We start from the raw sequence: 22,608 nt of genomic DNA, 5'->3' as shown, positions 1-22,608 counted from the left end.
CCCTTTCGCGACGCAAGGCCGCTCCTACAGGGCCGCATCAGGCCTTGAGCAGGTGCTTCCAGCCACGGCTCTGGTCGACTGCCCGAGCCTGGTCGATGCGTGCTTCCAGCACTTCATCGCTGATCGGCAGTTCGGCCAGCTCGTGCAGCTTCTTCAGGTCGCCATACAGGCGGTCCATCTGCGGTGCTTCCAGCACCTGGCGGGCGTGGTGCAGCCAGGCCAGCAATTGTTCGATCCGCGGCAGCTGCTCAGCCAGGTCTTCGGGGCGCTGGGTGTACAGCGGCAGCTTCAGTGCACGGCCTTCTTCACCCAGCAAATGGCCCATCCAGCTGGCCAGCTGCGCCTTGCCCTGGCGTTCGCCACGGCCCTTGCGTTCCACTGTCCAGGTGCGGGCCAGCAGCCAGCGTGAGGTTTCCAGGGAGAACTGGCCCCAGCGCACGTCTTCCAGCTCTTCGGCAAACTGCTCGGGCGCGGCGCGGCGGATGTCTTCGTCGTCGTTACCGGCCTGCACCAGCGGGCGCCAGTCTTCCAGCAGGGCGTCGAGGCTGCTGCGCAGTTCACGGGTAGCGGCACGCGGTGCGGCCTGGCCCAGGCTGGCGGTCAACGCACGCAGTTCGCTCAGGCACTCGACCCAGTCCTGCAACAGGCGCCAGTGGCCATTGTGGCGGTACTGCTCGGCCAGGCGCTGGCTGCTGCCCAGCAGTTGCCAGGCCAAGGCGGCGTAGGCGTCGTCCACGGCCATTTCCGCGTCCAGCTCGGCCCCTGGCAGGCCCAGCTCATAGCTGTCTGGCTCCAGCAGGCGGTAGCCGCGCTCGGCCTTGCTGATGTCGCACGGCATCAACGGCAGGCTGGCGGCCAGCTCGGCGGCCAGTTCCAGCAGTGCCTGCGGCTCACCTTCGCGCAGCTCCAGTTCCAGCTCGCAGATGGCTTCCTTGCGCTTGCCGGCGACCACGAAGCCTTGGTCCAGCGCGGCCTCGATCACCACCTTGCTTTTGCCACGGCCCCAGGCGATTTCGGCGAACTCGCGGGTGAAGTCCGTGGTGAACAGTGGCTTGATGGTCTTTTTGTCCAGGCCGGCCAGTTGTTCGGGCCAGCAGGTGGCATCGAGCTTTTTCAGGTCCAGCTTGGGCTTGTCCAGGTTCCACTCGTACTCATTGCGCTCCGACAGGCCCGCTACGCTTTGGCCGCGGCACTTGAGGGTCTGGATGACCACATCGCCATCGCGACGCAGGCGCAGGGCCACGCGGGCAGCAGACAGCTCACGCTCGGCAGTGTCGAAGTACTGGTTGGTCAGTTCGCGGGTCTGCCAGCCGGACTTGTTGCGCTTTTTCAGCAGAGGGTGCTCGCGCAGGGCGGCAAGGGTCTCGCGGCTGGCGCGTAGCTTGAGTTCGGTTTCTTTGTGCATCACAGACTCGAAGGAGGGGGCGTGGTTGGCAAGGAGTTTACAGCAGTCGGCCGCGCTCTGTCGGGTCGCGGTGGTTTCTTCGCGGGCTCGCCCGCGAAGAAACCCACACGCTTGCCTTGGGAACGATAGGCATTGTTATGATGGGCAACGCTTCCCAGGAGTACGCGCATGCCGTTGCCGACGCTGAAAGACCAGTTTGCCGCCTTGATCGCCGCGCCTTCGGTCAGTTGCACCCAGCCAGCGCTGGACCAGTCCAACCGCCAGGTCATCGAGCTGCTGGCCGGTTGGCTGGGCGACCTGGGGTTCCAGTGTGACATTCAGCAGGTTACCCCCGGCAAGTTCAACCTGCTGGCCAGCCGCGGCACCGGCCCGGGCGGCCTTGTGCTGGCGGGGCACAGCGACACCGTGCCCTACGACGAACAACTGTGGCGCAGTGACCCGCTGAAGCTGACAGAAACCGACGGGCGCTGGGTTGGCCTGGGTAGCTGCGACATGAAAGGGTTCTTCGCCCTGATCATCGAAGCCGTCATTCCGCTGCTGGAGCACGATTTCAAGCAGCCCCTGCTGATCCTCGCCACCTGTGACGAAGAAAGCTCCATGTCTGGTGCCCGCGCCCTGGCCGAGGCCGGCCAGCCGTTGGGGCGAGCGGCGGTGATCGGCGAACCGACCGGGCTGCGGCCGATCCGCATGCACAAGGGCATCCTAATGGAGCGCATCGATATCCTGGGGCGCAGCGGCCATTCCTCGGACCCAAGCCTGGGCCACAGCGCCATGGAAGCCATGCACGCGGTCATGGGCGAGCTGATGGGCCTGCGCCAGCAATGGCAGCAAACCTACCGCAACCCACAGTTCAGCGTGCCCACCCCGACCATGAACTTTGGCTGCATCCACGGCGGCGACAACCCAAACCGTATCTGCGGCCAGTGCGCACTGGAGTTCGACCTTAGGCCTTTGCCGGGCATGGATGCCGAGCAGTTGCGGTCGGCCATCCGCGAGAAACTGCAGCCGCTGGCCGAGCGCCACGAGGTCCGTATCGACTACGCACCGCTGTTCCCGGAGGTGCCGCCGTTCGAGCAGGCGGCCGATGCCGAGCTGGTGCAGGTAGCCGAACGCCTGACCGGCCATCGCGCCGAAGCGGTGGCGTTCGGCACCGAAGCACCTTATCTTCAGCAGCTGGGTTGCCAGACCATCGTGTTGGGCCCCGGCGACATCGCCTGCGCCCACCAGCCTGGCGAATACCTTGAAATGTCACGAATCGAGCCTACCGTGCGTCTATTGCGTGACCTGATCCGGCACTATTGCCTGCACTAAACGTCAATCGTACTGATTCGTTCCTGCCTAGAGGAGACCGCGCGTGACCGCAAGCCTGTTCCGACGATGATCCTGAACGCCCCGTGTATCGCCGTTCTCCGTCCACTTATCCACAGGCCCTGTCATGCCCGATTACGTCAACTGGCTGCGTCATGCCTCCCCGTACATCAATGCCCATCGCGACTGCACCTTCGTGGTCATGCTGCCTGGCGATGGGGTAGAGCACCCCAACTTCGGCAATATCGTCCACGACCTGGTCCTGCTGCACAGCCTTGGCGTGCGCCTGGTACTGGTGCACGGCTCGCGCCCGCAGATCGAAAGCCGTCTGGCTGAGCGCGGCCTGACGCCGCATTACCACCGCGGCCTGCGCATCACCGATGCCGCCACCCTGGACTGCGTGATCGACGCCGTCGGCGCCCTGCGCCTGGCCATCGAGGCGCGCCTGTCGATGGACATCGCGGCCTCGCCGATGCAGGGCTCTCGCCTGCGCGTGGCGTCCGGCAACCTGGTCACCGCACGGCCGATCGGTGTGCTCGAAGGGGTGGACTACCACCATACCGGCGAAGTGCGCCGGGTCGACCGCAAGGGCATCAGCCGCCTGCTCGACGAGCGCTCCATCGTGCTGTTGTCGCCCTTGGGTTACTCACCCACCGGGGAGATCTTCAACCTGGCCTGCGAGGACGTCGCTACCCGCGCGGCCATCGACCTGGGTGCCGACAAGCTGCTGCTGTTCGGCGCCGAGCCAGGTTTGCTGGACGCAGACGGCAAGCTGATACGCGAGCTGCGCCCACAACAGGTGGCCCCGCACCTGCAGCGCCTGGGCAGCGATTACCAGGGCGAGTTGCTGGATGCTGCGGCTGAAGCCTGCAAGGGCGGCGTCGCGCGTAGCCACATCGTCAGTTATGCCGAAGACGGCGCCCTGCTGACCGAGCTGTTCACCCGCGGCGGGGGCGGCACGCTGGTATCGCAGGAGCAGTTCGAGGTGGTGCGCGAGGCGACCATCGAAGACGTCGGTGGCTTGCTCGACCTGATCAGCCCGCTGGAAGAGCAGGGCATCCTGGTGCGTCGCTCGCGCGAGGTGCTGGAGCGTGAGATCGAGCAATTCAGTGTGGTCGAGCGCGAAGGCATGATCATCGCCTGTGCGGCGCTGTACCCGATTGCCGATTCCGAGGCCGGCGAGCTGGCGTGCCTCGCGGTCAACCCGGAGTACCGCCATGGTGGGCGGGGCGACGAATTGCTGGAGCGTATCGAGAGCCGTGCGCGGCAAATGGGCTTGAGTACCCTGTTCGTGCTTACCACGCGCACGGCGCACTGGTTCCGCGAACGTGGCTTTGCGCCGAGTGGCGTGGAGCGGCTGCCGGCAGCGCGGGCATCGCTGTACAACTACCAGCGTAATTCGAAGATTTTCGAGAAGTCTTTGTAAACCTGTACCGGCCCTATCGCCGGCAAGCCGGCTCCCACAGGGAAAGCGCCAGCCCTGAAGGTTGTGCAGTACCTGTGGGAGATTCTATGGTTCCTGGCAAGGGTAGCCGGAGCATCTTCAGCGCCTGTGAGATCGAGCGCCGCGCGGGCGGCGCTCGCTCTAACAGGCGCTGCCATACCTTGTGGCAAACACCTGTCAGCCCTAAGGCGATCCCTGTGGGAGCTGGCTTGCCGGCGATAGGGCCGCAAAGCGGCCCCGGCAATCTCAGCGTGTACAGAACATCTTGGCGGCGGCGTTTTGTTTACACGGTATGCAGGTACCAGTTGTACTCGAGGTCGGAGATCGAGTGTTCGAACTCCTCCAGCTCGCTTTCCTTGCACGCGACGAAGATGTCGATGTACTTCGGATCGATGTACTTGTTCAGAATCTCGCTGTCGTCCAGCTCACGCAAGGCATCGCGCAGGTTGTTCGGCAAGCTCTGCTCAAGTTGCTCGTACGAGTTGCCTTCGATCGGCGCGCCTGGCTCGATCTGGTTGGTCAGGCCATGGTGCACGCCCGCCAGCACGGCAGCCATCATCAGGTACGGGTTGGCGTCGGCACCGGCTACGCGGTGCTCGATGCGCACAGCATCGGCCGAGCCGGTCGGTACGCGCAATGCCACGGTACGGTTGTCCAGGCCCCAGCTTGGCGCGTTCGGTACGTAGAACTGCGCACCGAAGCGGCGGTAGGAGTTGACGTTCGGGCAGAGGAACGCCATGGACGCTGGCAGGGTCTCGAGCACACCGCCGACAGCGTGACGTAGCGCGGCGTTCTGCTCGGGATCCTCGCTGGTGAAGATGTTGTTGCCATCTTTGTCCAGCACGGAAATGTGTACATGCAGGCCGTTGCCTGCCTGGCCCGGGTAGGGCTTGGCCATGAAGGTGGTGTCCATTTCATGGTCGTACGCAATGTTCTTGATCAAGCGCTTGAGCAGTACCGCGTAGTCGCAGGCCTTGAGCGGGTCTGGCACGTGGTGCAGGTTGACTTCGAACTGCGCCGGGGCGCTTTCCTTGACGATGGCGTCGGCCGGGATGCCTTGTTCCTTTGCGCCTTCGAGGATGTCCTGCAGGCAGTCGGCATATTCGTCGAGGTCGTCGATCAGGTACACCTGGGTCGACTGCGGGCGTTTGCCCGAGATTGGCGAGCGCGGTGGCTGTGGGCGGCCGTTCACGTTCTCCTGGTCGATCAGGTAGAACTCCAGCTCGAACGCGGCGCAGATGGTCAGGCCCATGTCGGTGAACTTGCTCACCACCTGGCGCAGCACTTCGCGCGGGTCGGCGAAGAACGGCTCGCCTTCCAGCTCGTGCATGGTCATCAGCAGCTGGGCAGTGGGGCGCTTTTGCCACGGTTCGTTACAGAGTGTGTCTGGGATCGGATAGCAGATGCGGTCGGCATCGCCGATATCCAGGCCCAGGCCAGTGCTTTCGACGGTGGAACCGTTGATGTCGAGGGCGAAGAGGGAGGCCGGCAAGTTGATGCCTTTCTCGTAAACCTTGTGGAGGCTGGTGCGCTCTATGCGCTTGCCGCGCACCACACCATTCATATCTGCAATCAGAAGGTCAACGTAGAGAACCTCAGGATGTTCCTTAAGGAACGCGTTCGCTTCGTTAAGCTGAACGGCACGCGGGGGTACCGACATGATGCAACACCTTTGTTGTTAAAAATATCAATCAAGGGGGGCTTGCAAGACCAGTCAACCGAAAAGCCATACTGATGTCAAGCCAACCCCATGATGCCCTGAAATGGCCCATCTACGGCAGATTTGCTGCAAATCGGGGCATGGCATTATCCGCTATTTCCCCGGTAAAGAGCTATCTCAAGCGTGCCGTGTTTTATTTTTTACGCGGGTGTTGTGTAAAAAAATGAACAAGGCTAAGCTCGGTCTCAACCCAGAACACAATAATACGAGGGTCACATGGTCCGCTTGCCGCGACCTGAAAGCACTGCGTGCGCAGTGCCATCGGGTACCTCCGCCGTTCATGCAAGCTGCGTCGCTGTTGCTGCCGCCCTGGCCGCAATAATTGACGTTTGGCGTTCCCGGACCTGCCCTCGCAGCGGCTTGCCGCCCTTCGTTTCATCTTCCTGCCTTTTGAACTCATTTCGGACACAGCTGATTTCAGTGTATCCACTGTGGCTCTGCGCGGGGGTTTTTGCTTTAGCAATCTTCTCCATCCAGAATCAAGTCGCGGACCACCTTACCTCCTGAGGTATTTATGAGTAACAACCTCGACCAGCTCACCGATTGGTTGAAAGAGCACAAGATCACCGAAGTCGAATGCATGATCAGTGACCTGACCGGCATCACGCGCGGCAAGATTTCGCCTACCAACAAATTCATTGCCGAAAAGGGCATGCGCCTGCCCGAGAGCGTGCTGCTGCAGACCGTGACCGGCGACTACGTCGACGACGACATCTATTACGAATTGCTCGACCCGGCCGACATCGACATGATCTGCCGCCCTGACGAAAACGCCGTGTTCCTCGTGCCGTGGGCCATCGAGCCCACCGCGCAGGTGATCCACGACACCTACGACAAGAAGGGCAACCCGGTCGAACTGTCGCCGCGCAACGTGCTGAAAAAAGTGCTCAAGCTCTACGCCGACAAAGGCTGGCAGCCGATCGTCGCGCCGGAAATGGAGTTTTACCTCACCAAGCGCAGTGAAGACCCGGACTTCCCGCTGCAGCCGCCGGTAGGCCGTTCCGGTCGCCCGGAAACCGGCCGACAGTCGTTCTCGATCGAAGCGGCGAACGAATTCGACCCGTTGTTCGAAGACGTGTACGACTGGTGCGAGCTGCAGCAACTGGACCTCGACACGCTGATCCACGAAGACGGCACGGCGCAGATGGAAATCAACTTCCGTCATGGCGACGCCCTGCACCTGGCTGACCAGATCCTGGTGTTCAAGCGCACCATGCGCGAAGCAGCGCTCAAGCACAACGTGGCGGCCACCTTCATGGCCAAGCCGATGACCGGCGAGCCGGGCAGTGCCATGCACCTGCACCAGAGCGTGGTCGACGTGGCCACGGGCAAGAACATCTTCAGCAATGCAGATGGCAGCATGAGCGAACTGTTCCTGCACCACATTGGCGGCTTGCAGAAGTTCATCCCCGAGGCGCTGCCGCTGTTCGCCCCCAACGTCAATTCCTTCCGCCGCTTCCTGCCCGACACATCGGCGCCGGTCAACGTGGAGTGGGGCGAAGAAAACCGCACCGTCGGTTTGCGTGTACCGGATGCCGGCCCGCAGAGCCGCCGGGTCGAGAACCGCCTGCCGGGCGCTGACGCCAACCCCTACCTGGCCATCGCCGCCAGCCTGCTGTGTGGCTACATCGGCATGGTCGAAGGTATCGAAGCCAGTGCGCCGGTGCAGGGCCGTGGTTACGAACGGCGCAACCTGCGCCTGCCGCTGACCATCGAAGATGCCCTGGAGCGCATGGAGAACAGCCGTGCGCTGGTGCAGTACCTGGGCAAGAAATTCATTACCGGCTATGTCGCCACCAAGCGCGCCGAGCACGAGAACTTCAAACGTGTAATCAGCTCCTGGGAGCGTGAGTTCCTGCTGTTTGCTGTCTGATCAACCCTGGCGCCGCAGGTGCGCGGCGGCCGAACTACGGAGAAGCCCATGAGCGTCAACAACCCGCAAACCCGTGAATGGCAAGCCCTGAGCGGGGAGCATCACCTGGCACCTTTCAGTGACTACAAGCAGCTGAAAGAGAAGGGGCCACGCATCATCACCAAGGCCCAGGGTGTGCATTTGTGGGACAGCGAGGGGCACAAGATTCTCGATGGCATGGCCGGCCTGTGGTGCGTGGCCGTTGGCTATGGCCGCGAAGAGCTGGTGCAGGCGGCAGAGAAGCAGATGCGTGAACTGCCGTACTACAACCTGTTCTTCCAGACCGCCCACCCGCCGGCGCTGGAGCTGGCCAAGGCGATCACCGAGGTGGCGCCGCAAGGCATGACCCATGTGTTCTTCACCGGCTCCGGCTCCGAAGGCAACGACACGGTGCTGCGTATGGTCCGCCATTACTGGGCGCTGCAGGGCAAGCCGCAGAAGCAGACCATCATCAGCCGCGTCAACGGTTACCACGGTTCGACCGTCGCCGGCGCGAGCCTGGGTGGCATGAGCGGCATGCACGAGCAGGGTGGCCTGCCGATTCCGGGCATCGTGCACATCCCGCAGCCGTACTGGTTCGGCGAAGGCGGCGACATGACGGCGGACGAATTCGGGGTGTGGGCTGCCGAACAGCTGGAGCAGAAAATTCTGGAGGTCGGCGAGGACAACGTTGCTGCGTTCATCGCCGAGCCCATCCAGGGGGCCGGCGGCGTGATCATCCCGCCTGAGACCTACTGGCCGAAGGTGAAGGAGATTCTGGCCCGTTACGACATCCTGTTCGTCGCCGACGAAGTGATCTGCGGTTTTGGCCGGACCGGCGAGTGGTTCGGTTCCGACTACTACGGGCTGCAGCCCGACCTGATGACCATCGCCAAGGGCCTGACCTCCGGGTACATCCCCATGGGCGGGGTGATCGTGCGGGACACCGTGGCCAAGGTCATCAGCGAAGGGGGTGAGTTCAACCACGGTTTCACCTATTCGGGCCACCCGGTGGCCGCCGCCGTAGGCCTGGAAAACCTGCGCATCCTGCGCGACGAGCACATCGTCGAGAAGGCGCGCACGGAAGCGGCACCGTATTTGCAAAAGCGTTTGCGTGAGCTGCAGGACCACCCGCTGGTGGGCGAGGTACGCGGCCTGGGCCTGCTCGGCGCGATCGAGCTGGTCAAGGACAAGGCCACCCGCAGCCGTTACGAAGGCAAGGGTGTGGGCATGATCTGCCGCAACTTCTGTTTCGAAAACGGCCTGATCATGCGCGCTGTGGGTGACACCATGATCATCGCGCCGCCGCTGGTGATCAGCCATGCAGAGATTGATGAGCTGGTAGAAAAGGCGCGCAAATGCCTGGACCTGACACTCGAAGCGATTCGGTGAGCGTTTGCTAGGCTAGCGAAGTGACATTAAGTCGTTACCAGGCCCTGCTTTCCTTGATACAGGGCCCGGTAACTTGCCAGACTAGCGACTGTTTCAGTCGCCGCACGCTCTGCACCGTGGGTTCTGGCAGCTGAACGGAAGGCTAAACAAAAATTCTGGAGCATTACGCATGAAGAAAATGGGCAAGACGTTGCTGGCCGCCGCCCTGATGGGCGCCATGGCCTCCGCTGTTCAGGCTGAAGACAAGGTGTTGAACGTCTACAACTGGTCGGACTACATCGCTCCGGACACCATCGCCAAGTTCGAGAAACAGACAGGCATCAAGGTCAAGTACGATGTCTTCGACAGCAACGAAACCCTCGAGGCCAAGCTGCTGGCCGGCAAGTCGGGCTACGACATCGTGGTGCCGTCCAACAACTTCCTGGCCAAGCAGATCAAGGCTGGTGTGTACGAAGAGCTGGACCGCTCCAAGCTGCCGAACTGGAAAAACCTCGACCCCGACCTGCTCAAGGCCGTGGGCGATGCCAGTGACAAGGGCAACAAGCACGCCTTCCCGTACATGTGGGGCTCGATCGGCATCGGCTACAACCCGGAGAAGGTCAAGGCCGCGCTGGGTGTGGACAAAATCGACTCGTGGGACGTGGTGTTCAAGCCAGAGAACATCGCCAAGCTCAAAAGCTGCGGCGTGAGCTTCCTCGACGCGCCGACCGAGATGCTGCCGGCCGCGCTGCACTACCTGGGCCTGCCGACCGACAGCACCAAGAAGGATGACCTGAAGGCTGCCGAGGACCTGTTCCTCAAGATCCGCCCTTCGATCACCTACTTCCACTCGTCCAAGTACATTGGCGACATGGCCAACGGCAACATCTGCGTGGCCGTTGGCTACTCGGGTGACCTGGAGCAGTCCAAGGCCCGTGCCCATGAAGCCGGCGACAAGGTCAAAGTGGACTACGTGATTCCGAAAGAAGGCGCCGGTACCTTCTACGACATGGTCGCCATCCCCAAGGATGCCGAGCATAAAGACGCTGCCTACCAGTTCATGAACTTCCTGATGCAGCCGGAAATCATGGCTGAAATCACCAACGCCGTGCGCTTCCCGAACGGTAACCAGGCCGCGACCCCGTTGGTCGACAAAGACATCACCAGCGACCCGAGCATCTACCCGCCTGCCGACGTGAAGAAAAAGCTGTACGCGATCGCCGCGCCTGATGCTTCGGTACAGCGTGTGATCACCCGCAGCTGGACCAAGATCAAATCGGGCAAATAAGCCCGGTGGCAGTACCTCCGGGCCGGTAAATGCCGGCCCAGAGGCTTTGGAAGGCAATTGTTCATTGCGGCATCGAAGCTGCGAAGGTAAGTTGCGCGCCGGTTTTGCGTGTGCGGCAGCATTGTCGCTACCCAGGCACTGATTGTGAGGACCACCCACTTGTCTATTTCTGTATTCCGCAAGGCCTTGCTGGCCGGCGCGGGCCTGACGCTGGCATGCAGCGTCCAAGCGGCGCCAACGGTGCACTTCTATAACTGGTCCGACTACATCGGCCCGACCACACTCGCGGACTTCGAGAAAGCCACGGGCATCAAGCCCGTGCAGGATGTGTTCGACTCCAACGAAACCCTGGAAGGCAAGCTGCTGGCCGGTAATACCGGCTACGACGTGGTCGTGCCGTCCAACCATTTCCTCGGCAAGCAGATCAAGGCGGGCGCGTTCCAGAAGCTCGACAAGAGCCTGCTGCCCAACTATTCGAACCTCGACCCGGCGCTGATGAAGCGCCTGGAAAAGAACGACCCGGGCAACCAGTACGCGGTGCCCTACCTGTGGGGCACCAACGGCATCGGCTACAACGTCGACAAGGTGAAAGCCGCCCTGGGCGTGGACACCATCGACTCGTGGGCCGTGCTGTTCGAGCCCGAGAACATGAAGAAGCTGTCCAAGTGCGGGGTAGCCTTCCTCGACTCGGCGGACGAAATGCTCCCGGCGGTGCTCAACTACATGGGCCTGAACCCTAACAGTACCAACCCCAAGGATTACGCCAAGGCCGAGCAGAAGCTGCTGGCCGTGCGCCCTTACGTGACCTACTTCCATTCGTCCAAGTACATCACCGACCTGGCCAATGGCGACATCTGCGTCGCGGCGGGTTTCTCGGGTGATGTGTTCCAGGCCAAGGCCCGCGCTGAAGAAGCGAAGAAGGGCGTGAACCTGGCTTACGCCATTCCCAAGGAAGGCGGCAACCTCTGGTTCGATGTACTGGCGATTCCCAAGGACGCCAAGAACGTCAAAGAGGCGCATGCCTTCATCAACTATTTGCTGAAACCTGAGGTTATCGCCCAGGTCAGTGATTACGTCGGTTACGCCAACCCGAACCCCAAGGCTGGCGACCTGATGGACCAGGCCGTGAGGACTGACGCCGCGGTTTACCCACCGCAGGAAGTGCTGGACAAGATGTTCGTCAATTCAGAGTTGCCACCCAAGGTGCAACGGCTGATGACCCGCAGCTGGACCAAGGTCAAGTCGGGCAAGTAACAATCCAGACCCGCGCCGGCGCCTGCCAGGCAGGCCGCGCGGGCACAAAAATCTTGTTGGGAGTTTCACTCATGGCAGTTGCCTCCGGTGCCTATAAAAAAGCCCTCGAGGGTGGCCAGCAACCCAAGCAGGTGCTGGTCAAGATCGACCGGGTCACGAAGAAATTCGACGAAACCGTAGCCGTGGACGATGTGTCCCTGGAAATCCGCAAGGGCGAGATCTTCGCCCTGCTCGGTGGCTCCGGTTCCGGCAAGTCCACCTTGCTGCGCATGCTGGCAGGCTTCGAACGCCCGACCGAAGGGCGGATCTACCTCGATGGCGTCGACATCACCGACATGCCGCCGTACGAGCGGCCGATCAACATGATGTTCCAGTCGTACGCCTTGTTCCCGCACATGAGCGTGGCGCAGAACATCGCCTTCGGCCTGCAGCAGGACAAAATGCCCAAGGCCGAGATCGACGCCCGCGTGGCCGAGATGCTCAAGCTGGTGCACATGACCCAGTACGCCAAGCGCAAGCCGCACCAGCTGTCTGGCGGCCAGCGCCAGCGCGTGGCCCTGGCCCGCTCGCTGGCCAAGCGCCCGAAGCTGCTGCTGCTTGACGAGCCAATGGGCGCGCTGGACAAGAAACTGCGCTCGCAGATGCAGCTGGAACTGGTCGAGATCATCGAGCGCGTGGGGGTGACCTGCGTGATGGTGACCCACGACCAGGAAGAGGCCATGACCATGGCCCAGCGCATCGCCATCATGCACCTGGGCTGGATTGCCCAGATCGGTTCGCCGGTCGATATCTACGAAACGCCTACCAGCCGCCTGGTGTGCGAGTTCATCGGCAACGTCAACCTGTTCGAAGGCGATGTGGTCGATGACGCCGAGGGCTACGCGATCATTGCCAGCCCGGAACTGGAGCGCAAGATCTACGTTGGCCACGGCATCACCACCTCGGTGGAAGACAAGCACATCACCTATGCCCTGCGCCCGGAGAAACTGCTGGTGACCACCAAGCAGCCGGAGTTCGAGCACAACTGGTCGCGTGGCAAGGTGCACGATATCGCCTACCTGGGTGGCCACTCGGTGTTCTACGTCGAGCTGCCCAGCGGCAAGGTGGTCCAGTCGTTCGTCGCCAACGCCGAGCGCCAAGGCGCGCGGCCGACCTGGGGCGATGAAGTGTATGTGTGGTGGGAAGACGACAGCGGCGTGGTACTGCGGTCATGAAACTGCGCAAGCTCAAGCGAGCCTTCCAGCGCATAACCCCGGAGGGGCGGCACCTGGTGATCGGCGTGCCGTTCATCTGGCTGTTCCTGTTCTTCATGCTGCCGTTCTTCATCGTGCTGAAGATCAGCTTCGCCGAAGCCGACGTGGCGATCCCGCCGTACACCGAGATCTACACCTACGTCGAAGACAAGATCCAGCTGGTCCTGAACCTGGCCAACTACGGCTTGCTCACCGAGGATGAGCTGTATATTTCCGCCTACCTGGGTTCGCTGAAGATGGCGTTCTTCAGCACCCTGCTGTGCCTGCTGATCGGCTACCCGATGGCCTACGCCATTGCCAACGCCAAGAAGGAAACGCAGACGGTCCTGCTGTTGCTGATCATGATGCCGACCTGGACGGCGATCCTGATCCGCGTCTACGCCTGGATGGGCATTCTCAGCAACAACGGGCTGCTCAATGGCTTCCTGATGTGGACGGGGCTGATCGACCAGCCGTTGCAGATCCTCAACACCAACCTGGCGGTGTACATCGGCGTGGTCTATTCGTACCTGCCGTTCATGATCCTGCCGCTGTTCGCCAACCTGGTAAAGCACGACCCGTCGCTGCTGGAGGCCGCTTCGGACCTGGGTTCGAGTACCTTCAACAGCTTCTGGAAGATCACCGTGCCGCTGTCGAAGAACGGCATCATCGCCGGCTGCATGCTGGTGTTCATCCCGGTGGTGGGCGAGTTCGTCATCCCCGAGCTGCTCGGCGGCCCGGAAACCCTGATGATCGGCAAGGTGCTGTGGCAAGAGTTCTTCAACAACCGTGACTGGCCGGTGGCCTCTGCCCTGGCGGTAGTGATGCTGGCGATCCTGATCGTGCCCATCCTGCTGTTCAACCGTAGCCAGGCCAAAGAGATGGAGGGCCGCGCATGAAACGCTTCAGTTTCTCCAAGCTGATGCTGGTGCTGGGCTTGCTGTTCATCTACCTGCCGATGCTGATCCTGGTGATCTACTCGTTCAACGCCTCCAAGCTGGTGACGGTGTGGGGCGGCTGGTCGGTGAAGTGGTATGTCGGCCTGCTCGACAACACCCAACTGATGGGTTCGGTGATGCGCTCGCTGGAAATTGCCTGCTACACGGCGGTGGCAGCGGTGGCGCTGGGTACCCTGGCCGCGTTCGTGCTGACCCGCGTCACCCGCTTCAAGGGCCGCACGCTGTTCGGCGGCCTGGTCACCGCACCGTTGGTAATGCCCGAGGTGATCACCGGCCTGTCGCTGTTGCTGCTGTTCGTGGCCATGGCGCAAATGATCGGCTGGCCGCAGGAGCGTGGCATCGTCACCATCTGGATCGCCCATACCACGTTCTGCGCCGCGTATGTGGCGGTGGTGGTGTCGGCGCGCCTGCGTGAGCTGGACTTGTCGATCGAGGAAGCGGCGATGGACCTGGGTGCCAAGCCTTGGAAGGTGTTCTTCCTGATCACCATCCCGATGATCGCGCCATCGCTGGCGGCGGGCGGCATGATGTCGTTCGCGCTGTCGCTGGACGACCTGGTATTGGCCAGCTTCGTTTCCGGGCCTGGCTCGACCACCTTGCCGATGGAAGTGTTCTCGGCGGTGCGCCTGGGTGTGAAGCCCGAGATCAACGCCGTGGCCAGCCTGATTCTGCTGTCGGTGTCGCTGGTGACCTTCTTTGTCTGGTTCTTCAGCCGCCGTGCCGAAGAGAACCGCCGCCGGGCGATTCAGCAGGCGATTGAAGAGGGTGCAGCAGCGAACGCTTCACAGCCGCAGGTCAAGCGCCCGACGCAAGTGGCGGCTTCGGCCTGATCCGGCCTTTTCGCGGGCTTGCCCGCTCCTACAGGTACAGCGCAAGTCTCAAGGCCTGCGCTGTACCTGTGGGAGCGGGCGAGCCCGCGAAGGCCCCAGCACCGATTCAAAGCCATACCGCATCCCAGTGTGGATAATCCCTGACACTCCGGACCAAGCCTGCCCTCAAGGGATTGGCAACGATGTACCGGGCCACATGCACCACATTCTCTTCCCGCCGCAGTGCATGGTCGTGATACCCCGGTTGCCATATCGGCTTGTGCCTGACACCTGCCTTGCGCAAGGCAATGGCTGTGCGTGATTTGAACTTGCGCATCAGTGTCGCCAATGCCACTTCCTTCAACTCGATTAGCCAATGCAGATGGTCGGGCATTACTACCCAGGCCAATGACCGGCAGTCCTTGATGCCATCGGATACCCGCAGGTGTCTGACCACCAGCCGGGCATGGTGAAAGTCGAGGAAAAGTGGCTTTCGCTGTTGCGTGATGGTGGTCAGCATGTAGAGCCTGCCTGGCTCGGAAAAGCGCCCGCGGCGCAGCAGATGGGATTCGGCTAACGGCATTGTGATCTTCCTTGAAGTTGAACCTCCCTTTGAAAGTAGTGGCTGAAGCGGGGTGACCGGGTAGTTGGTGGTTTCCGGATATAACTGAAGCATGTGCTTGGCTGTGCCGGCCCTTTCGCGGGCACGCCCGCTCCTACAGGTACAGCGCAAGTCCCAGGGGCTGCGCTGTACCTGTGGGAGCGGGCAAGCCCGCGAAGAGGCCCTGATGGCGTACGACTTTTCATCAACCTGAGCCCAAAGCTTCAATCGGCGCTGCTTGGGAATTATCCTACGAGCCGCGTGGAAGCTGCTCTGTTGTAGGGCAAATGCCCCAGGGCTAACGTCGTAGGGTCGCCATTCATGGTGATCGGGTGTGAGAACCCGAACGATGTTGAACGGGCTTCCAGTCATGGCAGCCTACGTGGGCAGGCTTCGGCCTGGCCGGGTTCAATGTCCTCGGTTTCTCACCCCGCGTACGGCTGCCACCCCTTGTCCGTGAGAAAGACGAGTTGGTGGTCCAATTAACGACATTGGATTCCAACCATGACCAAGCACGACCTTGATTCTGCCCATCCGAGCTACAGCAGCACTGTCGGTAAAGAAACCTGCATGGAGCTTTTCCGCGTACAGGCCAACATTCCCTTCAATCATGCGTTCTCCGAACTCTCCGTCATGCTCGGCTGTATCAATCACCTGACAACCGAAGCCGAGATGGAAAATGATCGGCTGGCGGGTAGTGCAGCAAGAATTCTCAGTGGCTTTGCCAAAGCCCTCATTGATGACATTGAGCTTGGCCTCAATAAGGCCTCAGTTCAGGTCTGACCTGTACCGGCCCTTTCGCGGGCACGCCCGCTCCTACAGGTACAGCGCAAGTTTCAAGGCCTGCGCTGTACCTGTGGGAGCGGGCGAGCCCGCGAAGGCCCCAGCACCGATTCAAAGCCATACCGCATCCCAGTGTGGATAATCCCTGACACTCCGGACCAAGCCTGCCCTCAAGGGATTGGCAACGATGTACCGGGCCACATGCACCACATTCTCTTCCCGCCGCAGTGCATGGTCGTGGTACCCCGGTTGCCATATCGGCTTGTGCCTGACACCTGCCTTGCGCAAGGCAATGGCTGTGCGTGATTTGAATTTGCGCATCAGTGTCGCCAATGCCACTTCCTTCAGTTCGATCAACCAATGCAGATGGTCCGGCATCACTACCCAGGCCAATGACCGGCAGTCCTGAATATCATTTGAGATCCGCAATGTTTGACCACCAGTCGGGCATGGTGAAAGTCGAGGAAAAGTGGCTTTCGCTGTTGCGTGATGGTGGTCAGCATGTAGAGCCTGCCTGGCTCGGAAAAGCGCCCGCGGCGCAGCAGATGGGATTCGGCTAACGGCATTGTGATCCTCCTTGAAGTTGAACCTCCATTTGAAAATAGTGGCTGAAGCGGGGTGACCGGGTGGTTGATGGTTTCCGGATATAACTGAAGCATGTGCTTGGCTGTGCCGGCCCTTTCGCGGGCATGCCCGCTCCCACAGGAAAAGGGCAGGCCCTGAGACTTGCGCTTTTCCGGTGGGAGCGGGCGTGCCCGCGAACAGGCCGGCGCAAGCGCCGAAACTGCCGAACTGACCCCCGTCAGTGATGTTTATCGAACCCTGAACTACGCTGACAGTCGCATCCCACAAACCATTTGTGCGCAAGCAAGGAGCCTGCATGACGTTGATACGTCCGCTGTCGGTCGTTTGCCTGGGGCTGCTGTGCATGCTCGCCGGGTGTAGCAAGGAAGAGGTGCCTGAAACATTGCCGCGGGTGGGCGTGCAGCAGGTTCAACCCACCGATTTCGCCGCCAGGGTCACCCTGACCGGCGATGTACAGGCGCGGGTGCAGACGGACCTGTCGTTCCGTGTGGGGGGCAAGATCATTTCGCGCAGCGTCGATGTGGGTGACCACGTCAAGGCCAACCAGGTGCTCGCGCGCCTGGACCCGAAAGACCTGCAGAACAACGTGAATTCGGCCAAGGCCGAGGTGTTTGCCGCACAGGCGCGGGTCACCCAGACCCGCGCGGCCTTCGTGCGCCAGCAAAAACTGCTGCCCAAGGGCTACACCAGCAAAAGCGAATACGATGCCGCCGAAGCGGCACTGCGCAGCAACCAGAGCGCGCTCAAGGCGGCCCAGGCGCAACTGGCCAGTGCCAATGAACAACTCGGCTACACCGCGCTGGTCTCCGAGGCCGCCGGTGTGATCACCGCGCGGCAGGCCGAAGTAGGCCAGGTGGTGCAGGCGACCATGCCGATCTTCAGCCTGGCCGTCGATGGCGACCGCGATGCCGTGTTCAATGTGTACGAATCCTTGCTGGTGGCACCGCCCGGCAACGCCGAAATACTCGTCCGCCTGCTGGACGACCCCAAGGTCCAGGCGCGCGGTGTGATCCGCGAAATCACGCCCACCGTGTCGGCGCAAAGCGGCACGGTACAGGTCAAGGTGGCCCTGAAGGATGTGCCCGCCGAAATGCAGCTGGGCGCGCCGGTGACGGCCAGCACCAGTACCGTGGGGCGGCCGAGCATCGAGCTGCCGTGGTCGGCCTTGACCAAGGCCCTGCACGCACCTGCCGTGTGGGTAGTGGGTGAGGGTGACAAGGTCGAACTGCGCAAGGTCGAAGTCGGCCGCTACCTGACTGGCAAGGTGGTCATCGCCAGCGGCTTGCAGGCGGGCGAAACCGTGGTGGTCAACGGCAGCCAGCTGTTGCACCCCGGCATGCAGGTGGAGAAGGTGGATGCCAAACGCCCAGGGGGTGAGCTATGACACGGCTGCTGCTGATACTGTCAGCCGGCATGCTGCTGGCTGCCTGCGAGGGTGACGAGCAAGCCCCAGAGCCGATCCGGCCGGTGCTTTCGGTGAAGGTCGAGCCGCAGGTGCAGACGCAACTGGGCCGCTTCGCTGGCAATATCGAGGCACGCTTCGAGAGCACCTTGGGCTTCCGCGTAGCCGGGCGCATTGCCCGGCGTTGGCTGGACGTGGGAGCCCAGGTCAAACCGGGCGATACCTTGGCCACCCTCGACCCCACCGACCAGCAGAACCAACTGCGTGCCGCCGAAGGCGACCTGGCCAGGGTGCAGGCGCAATGGATCAACGCCCAGGCCGATGCCCGTCGCCAGCAACAGCTGTACGACCGTGGGGTGGGGGCCCAGGCGCAGCTGGATGTCGCCCAGACCAACCTGAAAACCACCAGCGCGACGCTGGAGCAGGCGCGCGCCTCTGTCAGCCAGGCCCGTGACCAGCTCGGCTACAGCACCCTGCGTAGCGACCATGCAGCGGTCATCACGGCCTGGCAGGCCGAGGCCGGGCAGACGGTCACCGCCGGGCAGGCCGTGGTGACCCTGGCCCGGCCTGATGTGAAGGAGGCGGTGATCGACTTGCCGATCAGCCTGGCAGAGCAACTGGACAAAGGGCTGACCTTCACCGTTGCCTCGCAACTCGACCCGACCATCAACACCACCGCTACCCTGCGCGAGCTGGAGCCGCAGGCCGACCCCACGACCCGTACCCGCCGTGCGCGCCTGACCTTGGCAAACACCCCGGCAGCCTTCCACCTGGGCACCGCGGTCAGTGTGACCCTGACCTCGCAAGTGTCGCCGCGCAGCGAGCTGCCCTTGAGTGCCTTGCTCGAACGCGACGGCAAGACCCAGGTGTGGGTCATCGACACCCGGCAGAAAACGGTCGGCACCCGTGACGTGACCCTGATCGACCGTACTTCCGACAGCATCGTCGTGGCCTCTGGCGTGCAGCCTGGTGAACGTGTGGTGACTGCGGGCGTGAACAGCCTCAAGCCTGGCCAGAAGGTCGCTTTCGACGAGGATGCGCAATGAAAGGAAGCTTCAACCTGTCCGACTGGGCACTCAAGCATCAATCGTTCGTCTGGTACCTGATGTTCGTCGCCCTGTTGATGGGGATTTTTTCCTACTTCAACCTGGGCCGTGAAGAAGACCCGTCGTTCACCATCAAGACCATGGTCATCCAGACCCGCTGGCCCGGTGCGACCCAAGACGAGACCCTGTACCAGGTCACCGACCGTATCGAGAAGAAGCTCGAAGAACTCGACTCGCTCGACTACACCAAGAGCTACACCCGGCCGGGCGAATCCACGGTCTACGTGTACCTGCGTGATACCACCAAGGCCGAGGATATCCCGCAAATCTGGTACCAGGTGCGCAAGAAGATCCAGGACATCCGTGGCCAGTTCCCTGCTGGCATCCAGGGGCCTGGGTTCAACGACGAGTTCGGCGATGTGTTCGGTTCGATCTATGCCTTCACCGCCGACGGCCTTACCCTGCGCCAGCTGCGTGACTATGTGGAGCAGGCCCGGGCAGAAGTGCGTGATGTACCCAATATCGGCAAGATCGAGTTCATCGGCACCCAGGATGAAGTGCTGTACCTGAACTTCTCCACCCGCAAGCTGGCCGCCCTGGGCATTGACCAGCGCCAGGTGATGCAGGCCCTGCAAGCGCAGAACGCGGTCACGCCGGCGGGGGTGATAGAGGCCGGGCCAGAGCGCATCTCGGTACGAACCTCCGGGCAGTTCGCCTCGGAAAAGGACCTGCAAACCGTCAACCTGAAGATCAATGACCGCTTCTTCCGCTTGGCCGATATTGCCGCTATCGAGCGCGGTTATGTCGACCCGCCTTCACCGATGTTCCGCTACAACGGCCAGACCGCCATTGGTCTGGCCATTGGCATGAAGGCCGGCGGCAACGTGCAGGCGTTCGGCGCCGCACTGAAAAAACGCATGGACCAGGTGATCCAGGACCTGCCGATAGGCGTTGGCGTGCATACCGTGTCGGACCAGGCCGTAGTCGTCAAGAAGGCGGTTGGCGGCTTCACCAGCGCGCTGTTCGAAGCGGTGGTGATCGTGCTGGCGGTAAGCTTTGTCAGCCTTGGCATGCGCGCGGGGCTGGTGGTGGCCTGCTCGATACCCTTGGTGCTGGCGATGGTGTTCGTGTTCATGGAATACAGCGGTATCACCATGCAGCGGATTTCGCTGGGCGCGCTGATCATTGCCCTGGGCTTGCTGGTGGACGATGCGATGATCACCGTGGAGGTCATGGTCACCCGGCTGGAAATGGGCGACAGCAAGGAGCAGGCGGCCACGTTCGCCTACACCTCTACGGCCTTCCCGATGCTTACCGGTACCCTGGTCACGGTGGCCGGCTTCGTGCCGATCGGCCTTAACGCCAGTTCCGCAGGCGAGTACACCTTCACCTTGTTCGCGGTAATCGCCGTGGCCTTGCTGGTGTCCTGGGTGGTGGCGGTGTTCTTCGCCCCGGTGCTGGGGGTGCACATTCTGAGCAGCAGCAAGGTCAAGGCTCACGAAGCCAAGCCTGGGCGCGTGGCCAGGGCGTTCGAGGGTGGGCTGCTGTGGTGCATGCGCCATCGCTGGCTGACCATCATCGGTACCATCCTGCTGTTTGCCCTGGCGCTGTTCAGCATGCGCTTCGTGCAGAACCAGTTCTTCCCCGCGTCGGACCGCCCGGAGATCCTGGTCGACCTGAACCTGCCGCAGAACGCTTCTATCGAGGAGACGCGCAAGGTGGTCGACCGCTTCGAAGCGCGCCTGAAGGACGACCCGGACCTGGTGCACTGGAGCACCTACATCGGCCAGGGCGCCGTGCGGTTCTACCTGCCGCTCGACCAGCAGTTGCAAAACCCGTATTACGCCCAGCTGGTGATTGTCAGCAAGGGCCTGGAAGAGCGCCAGGGCATGATCGAGCGTTTGCAGAAAATCCTGCATGAAGAGTTCGTCGGCATCGGCACCAACGTGCAATCGCTGGAAATGGGCCCACCGGTGGGGCGGCCGATCCAGTACCGCGTCAGCGGCACCAGTATCGACGAGGTGCGCAAGCACGCCATCGACCTGGCGACCTTGCTCAACCAGAACCGCAACATAGGCGAGATGATCTACGACTGGAACGAGCCTGGCAAAGTACTGCGCGTGGACATTGCCCAGGACAAGGCGCGCCAGCTGGGGCTGTCGTCGGAAGATGTGGCCAACGTGATGAACAGCATCGTCAGCGGTGTGCAGATCACCCAGGTCAACGACAGCATCTACCTGATCGACGTGGTCGCGCGTGCCGAGGACAGCGAGCGTGGTTCGCCCGATACCCTGCAGAACCTGCAGATCCTGACCTCCAACGGCACCTCGATTCCGCTGCTGTCGTTCGCCACCGTGCGCTACGAGCTGGAGCAGCCGCTGGTATGGCGGCGTGACCGCAAGCCAACCATCACCATCAAGGCCTCGGTCAACGGCGACATTCAACCCACCGACCTGGTGGCGCAACTGAAGCCGAAAATCGACGAGTTCGCCAGCAAACTGCCGGTAGGCTACGAAGTGGCCACGGGCGGTACCGTGGAGGAGAGCGGCAAGGCCCAAGGGCCGATCGCCAAGGTCATCCCGCTGATGCTGTTCCTCATGGCCACGTTCCTGATGATCCAGCTGCACAGCGTGCAGAAGCTGTTCCTGGTGATCAGCGTGGCGCCACTGGGGCTGATCGGCGTGGTGCTGGCACTGGTGCCCACGGGCACGCCGATGGGCTTTGTGGCCATTCTCGGCATCCTGGCGCTGGCCGGTATCATCATCCGCAACTCGGTGATTCTGGTTACCCAGATCGATGAGTTCGAGGCGCAGGGCTATGCCCCTTGGGACGCGGTGGTGGAGGCCACCAACCACCGTCGCCGGCCGATCCTGCTGACGGCAGCCGCAGCGAGCCTGGGCATGATTCCGATCGCACGCGAAGTGTTCTGGGGGCCGATGGCCTACGCCATGATTGGCGGCATTATCAGTGCAACGCTGCTGACGCTGCTGTTCCTCCCGGCCTTGTACGTGGCCTGGTACAAAATCCGCGAGCCACAGAAGCAAAACTGAAGGCTCAAGGCCCTATCGCCGGCAAGCCAGCTCCCACAGGGGCCTCACAAAACCGAGAGGCAGTGACACGCCTGTGGGAGCCGGCTGGCCGGCGATAGGGCCCTCGGACCAGCAAAGAAAATGGTTATATAAAAATTCTTAAATAGTATTTTTAAGAATAAAACCGCTTCTCTATTATTGCCCTCAAGCCAGGCAATACCCCTTCAAATCCCCGCCCGGCATCTCACGCCAAGGAGAACGAGCATGAGTGCATCGCTGCGTAATATCGATGGTCAGGACGAAGCCAGCCTTTTGCGGGAGATCCAGAACGCCCTGCGCGACCTGCGCTTCGGCGCGGTGGAGATCACGGTGCATAACGCTCAGGTCGTGCAGATCGAGCGCAAGGAGAAGTTCCGCCTGCAACAGCCGGGCAACAAGGCCGGCTGAGCCCACCCCCTTTCAAAACTAGAACAAATGCCAT

17 protein-coding genes and 1 pseudogene are annotated in these 22,608 nt (G+C 62.0%); 14 read left to right on the top strand and 4 right to left on the bottom strand.

Annotated features, from left to right (window positions below; translation table 11 throughout):
- Positions 1 to 37: 37 nt before the first annotated feature.
- Positions 38 to 1,405, bottom strand: coding sequence for a CYTH domain-containing protein (locus tag FPB55_RS24770; RefSeq protein ID WP_029888015.1), 1,368 nt, complete (start codon positions 1,403 to 1,405; stop codon positions 38 to 40).
- Between the two features lie 168 nt (positions 1,406 to 1,573).
- Here FPB55_RS24770 and argE point away from each other — a divergent pair, with 168 nt between their 5' ends.
- Positions 1,574 to 2,716: an acetylornithine deacetylase gene (gene argE / locus FPB55_RS24765; protein ID WP_115295046.1), complete on the top strand. Its 1,143-nt coding sequence runs from the start codon at positions 1,574 to 1,576 to the stop codon at positions 2,714 to 2,716.
- Positions 2,717 to 2,840: 124 nt separating this feature from the next.
- Entirely contained in the window at positions 2,841 to 4,139 is a 1,299-nt protein-coding gene (argA, locus tag FPB55_RS24760; RefSeq protein WP_029888017.1) for an amino-acid N-acetyltransferase, read from the top strand.
- A 301-nt stretch (positions 4,140 to 4,440) separates the two neighbouring features.
- On the opposite strand, the gene FPB55_RS24750 is transcribed toward argA, so the two are convergent.
- A complete protein-coding gene (locus FPB55_RS24750; RefSeq protein ID WP_009681720.1) occupies positions 4,441 to 5,817 on the bottom strand; it encodes a glutamine synthetase family protein in 1,377 nt (458 codons plus the stop codon).
- A 574-nt stretch (positions 5,818 to 6,391) separates the two neighbouring features.
- Between FPB55_RS24750 and FPB55_RS24740 the strand changes: the two genes are divergently transcribed.
- From FPB55_RS24740 to FPB55_RS24710, 7 genes are all read left to right on the top strand, one after another.
- Entirely contained in the window at positions 6,392 to 7,750 is a 1,359-nt protein-coding gene (locus FPB55_RS24740; RefSeq protein WP_009681719.1) for a glutamine synthetase family protein, read from the top strand.
- Positions 7,751 to 7,798: 48 nt separating this feature from the next.
- The gene (locus tag FPB55_RS24735; RefSeq protein WP_144189495.1) at positions 7,799 to 9,160 is read left to right on the top strand and encodes an aspartate aminotransferase family protein; all 1,362 of its coding nucleotides are present in this window, start codon (positions 7,799 to 7,801) and stop codon (positions 9,158 to 9,160) included.
- A gap of 169 nt (positions 9,161 to 9,329) precedes the next feature.
- Positions 9,330 to 10,427 carry a polyamine ABC transporter substrate-binding protein gene (locus tag FPB55_RS24730; protein ID WP_009681717.1) on the top strand — a complete coding sequence of 366 codons (1,098 nt, stop codon included), beginning with the start codon at positions 9,330 to 9,332 and terminating at the stop codon, positions 10,425 to 10,427.
- 159 nt (positions 10,428 to 10,586) lie between these two features.
- Positions 10,587 to 11,681: a polyamine ABC transporter substrate-binding protein gene (locus FPB55_RS24725; RefSeq protein ID WP_009681716.1), complete on the top strand. Its 1,095-nt coding sequence runs from the start codon at positions 10,587 to 10,589 to the stop codon at positions 11,679 to 11,681.
- Positions 11,682 to 11,752: 71 nt separating this feature from the next.
- Complete coding sequence (potA, locus tag FPB55_RS24720) at positions 11,753 to 12,895, top strand: polyamine ABC transporter ATP-binding protein (RefSeq protein ID WP_009681715.1); 1,143 nt, start codon at positions 11,753 to 11,755, stop codon at positions 12,893 to 12,895.
- A complete protein-coding gene (locus FPB55_RS24715; RefSeq protein ID WP_009681714.1) occupies positions 12,892 to 13,812 on the top strand; it encodes an ABC transporter permease subunit in 921 nt (306 codons plus the stop codon). Before potA ends, FPB55_RS24715 begins: the two co-directional genes overlap by 4 nt.
- Positions 13,809 to 14,702 (top strand): ABC transporter permease subunit, encoded by an 894-nt coding sequence (locus FPB55_RS24710; protein WP_054905162.1) that lies wholly within the window; start codon positions 13,809 to 13,811, stop codon positions 14,700 to 14,702. Before FPB55_RS24715 ends, FPB55_RS24710 begins: the two co-directional genes overlap by 4 nt.
- A gap of 106 nt (positions 14,703 to 14,808) precedes the next feature.
- On the opposite strand, the gene FPB55_RS24700 is transcribed toward FPB55_RS24710, so the two are convergent.
- Positions 14,809 to 15,264, bottom strand: a complete 456-nt coding sequence (locus FPB55_RS24700) for a transposase (protein ID WP_144189493.1) — start codon at positions 15,262 to 15,264, stop codon at positions 14,809 to 14,811.
- 522 nt (positions 15,265 to 15,786) lie between these two features.
- Between FPB55_RS24700 and FPB55_RS24690 the strand changes: the two genes are divergently transcribed.
- Positions 15,787 to 16,065, top strand: a complete 279-nt coding sequence (locus FPB55_RS24690; RefSeq protein WP_225786196.1) for a DUF3077 domain-containing protein — start codon at positions 15,787 to 15,789, stop codon at positions 16,063 to 16,065.
- A 111-nt stretch (positions 16,066 to 16,176) separates the two neighbouring features.
- Here FPB55_RS24690 and FPB55_RS24685 read toward each other — a convergent pair.
- Positions 16,177 to 16,631, bottom strand: a pseudogene (locus tag FPB55_RS24685) (transposase).
- 314 nt (positions 16,632 to 16,945) lie between these two features.
- On the opposite strand from FPB55_RS24685, the gene FPB55_RS24680 reads away from it, so the two are divergent.
- The 4 genes from FPB55_RS24680 (at position 16,946) to oscA (ending at position 22,574) form a co-directional block, all read left to right on the top strand.
- Positions 16,946 to 18,034, top strand: a complete 1,089-nt coding sequence (locus FPB55_RS24680) for an efflux RND transporter periplasmic adaptor subunit (RefSeq protein WP_029887456.1) — start codon at positions 16,946 to 16,948, stop codon at positions 18,032 to 18,034.
- Positions 18,031 to 19,098 (top strand): efflux RND transporter periplasmic adaptor subunit, encoded by a 1,068-nt coding sequence (locus tag FPB55_RS24675; protein WP_054905160.1) that lies wholly within the window; start codon positions 18,031 to 18,033, stop codon positions 19,096 to 19,098. Before FPB55_RS24680 ends, FPB55_RS24675 begins: the two co-directional genes overlap by 4 nt.
- A complete protein-coding gene (locus FPB55_RS24670) occupies positions 19,095 to 22,148 on the top strand; it encodes an efflux RND transporter permease subunit (RefSeq protein ID WP_144189489.1) in 3,054 nt (1,017 codons plus the stop codon). The genes FPB55_RS24675 and FPB55_RS24670 overlap by 4 nt, the downstream gene beginning before the upstream one ends.
- A 243-nt stretch (positions 22,149 to 22,391) precedes the next feature.
- Positions 22,392 to 22,574, top strand: coding sequence for a sulfur starvation response protein OscA (gene oscA, locus FPB55_RS24665; RefSeq protein WP_110679511.1), 183 nt, complete (start codon positions 22,392 to 22,394; stop codon positions 22,572 to 22,574).
- Positions 22,575 to 22,608 lie beyond the last annotated feature (34 nt).

It is taken from the genome of Pseudomonas sp. BJP69 (genome assembly GCF_007633355.1).
Taxonomy (GTDB): Bacteria; Pseudomonadota; Gammaproteobacteria; order Pseudomonadales; family Pseudomonadaceae; genus Aquipseudomonas; species Aquipseudomonas juntendi.
Note: the sequence above shows the minus strand (reverse complement) of the source record. Positions and strands in the feature narration are given on the sequence as shown.

Bases quoted from the DNA above. Each gene is read 5' to 3' on its own strand.
- FPB55_RS24770 (WP_029888015.1), bottom strand. From the start codon at position 1,405: ATGCACAAAGAAACCGAACTCAAGCTACGCGCCAGCCGCGAGACCCTT.
- argE (WP_115295046.1), top strand. From the start codon at position 1,574: ATGCCGTTGCCGACGCTGAAAGACCAGTTTGCCGCCTTGATCGCCGCG.
- argA (WP_029888017.1), top strand. From the start codon at position 2,841: ATGCCCGATTACGTCAACTGGCTGCGTCATGCCTCCCCGTACATCAAT.
- FPB55_RS24750 (WP_009681720.1), bottom strand. From the start codon at position 5,817: ATGTCGGTACCCCCGCGTGCCGTTCAGCTTAACGAAGCGAACGCGTTC.
- FPB55_RS24740 (WP_009681719.1), top strand. From the start codon at position 6,392: ATGAGTAACAACCTCGACCAGCTCACCGATTGGTTGAAAGAGCACAAG.
- FPB55_RS24735 (WP_144189495.1), top strand. From the start codon at position 7,799: ATGAGCGTCAACAACCCGCAAACCCGTGAATGGCAAGCCCTGAGCGGG.
- FPB55_RS24730 (WP_009681717.1), top strand. From the start codon at position 9,330: ATGAAGAAAATGGGCAAGACGTTGCTGGCCGCCGCCCTGATGGGCGCC.
- potA (WP_009681715.1), top strand. From the start codon at position 11,753: ATGGCAGTTGCCTCCGGTGCCTATAAAAAAGCCCTCGAGGGTGGCCAG.
- FPB55_RS24715 (WP_009681714.1), top strand. From the start codon at position 12,892: ATGAAACTGCGCAAGCTCAAGCGAGCCTTCCAGCGCATAACCCCGGAG.
- FPB55_RS24710 (WP_054905162.1), top strand. From the start codon at position 13,809: ATGAAACGCTTCAGTTTCTCCAAGCTGATGCTGGTGCTGGGCTTGCTG.
- FPB55_RS24700 (WP_144189493.1), bottom strand. From the start codon at position 15,264: ATGCCGTTAGCCGAATCCCATCTGCTGCGCCGCGGGCGCTTTTCCGAG.
- FPB55_RS24690 (WP_225786196.1), top strand. From the start codon at position 15,787: ATGACCAAGCACGACCTTGATTCTGCCCATCCGAGCTACAGCAGCACT.
- FPB55_RS24680 (WP_029887456.1), top strand. From the start codon at position 16,946: ATGACGTTGATACGTCCGCTGTCGGTCGTTTGCCTGGGGCTGCTGTGC.
- FPB55_RS24675 (WP_054905160.1), top strand. From the start codon at position 18,031: ATGACACGGCTGCTGCTGATACTGTCAGCCGGCATGCTGCTGGCTGCC.
- FPB55_RS24670 (WP_144189489.1), top strand. From the start codon at position 19,095: ATGAAAGGAAGCTTCAACCTGTCCGACTGGGCACTCAAGCATCAATCG.
- oscA (WP_110679511.1), top strand. From the start codon at position 22,392: ATGAGTGCATCGCTGCGTAATATCGATGGTCAGGACGAAGCCAGCCTT.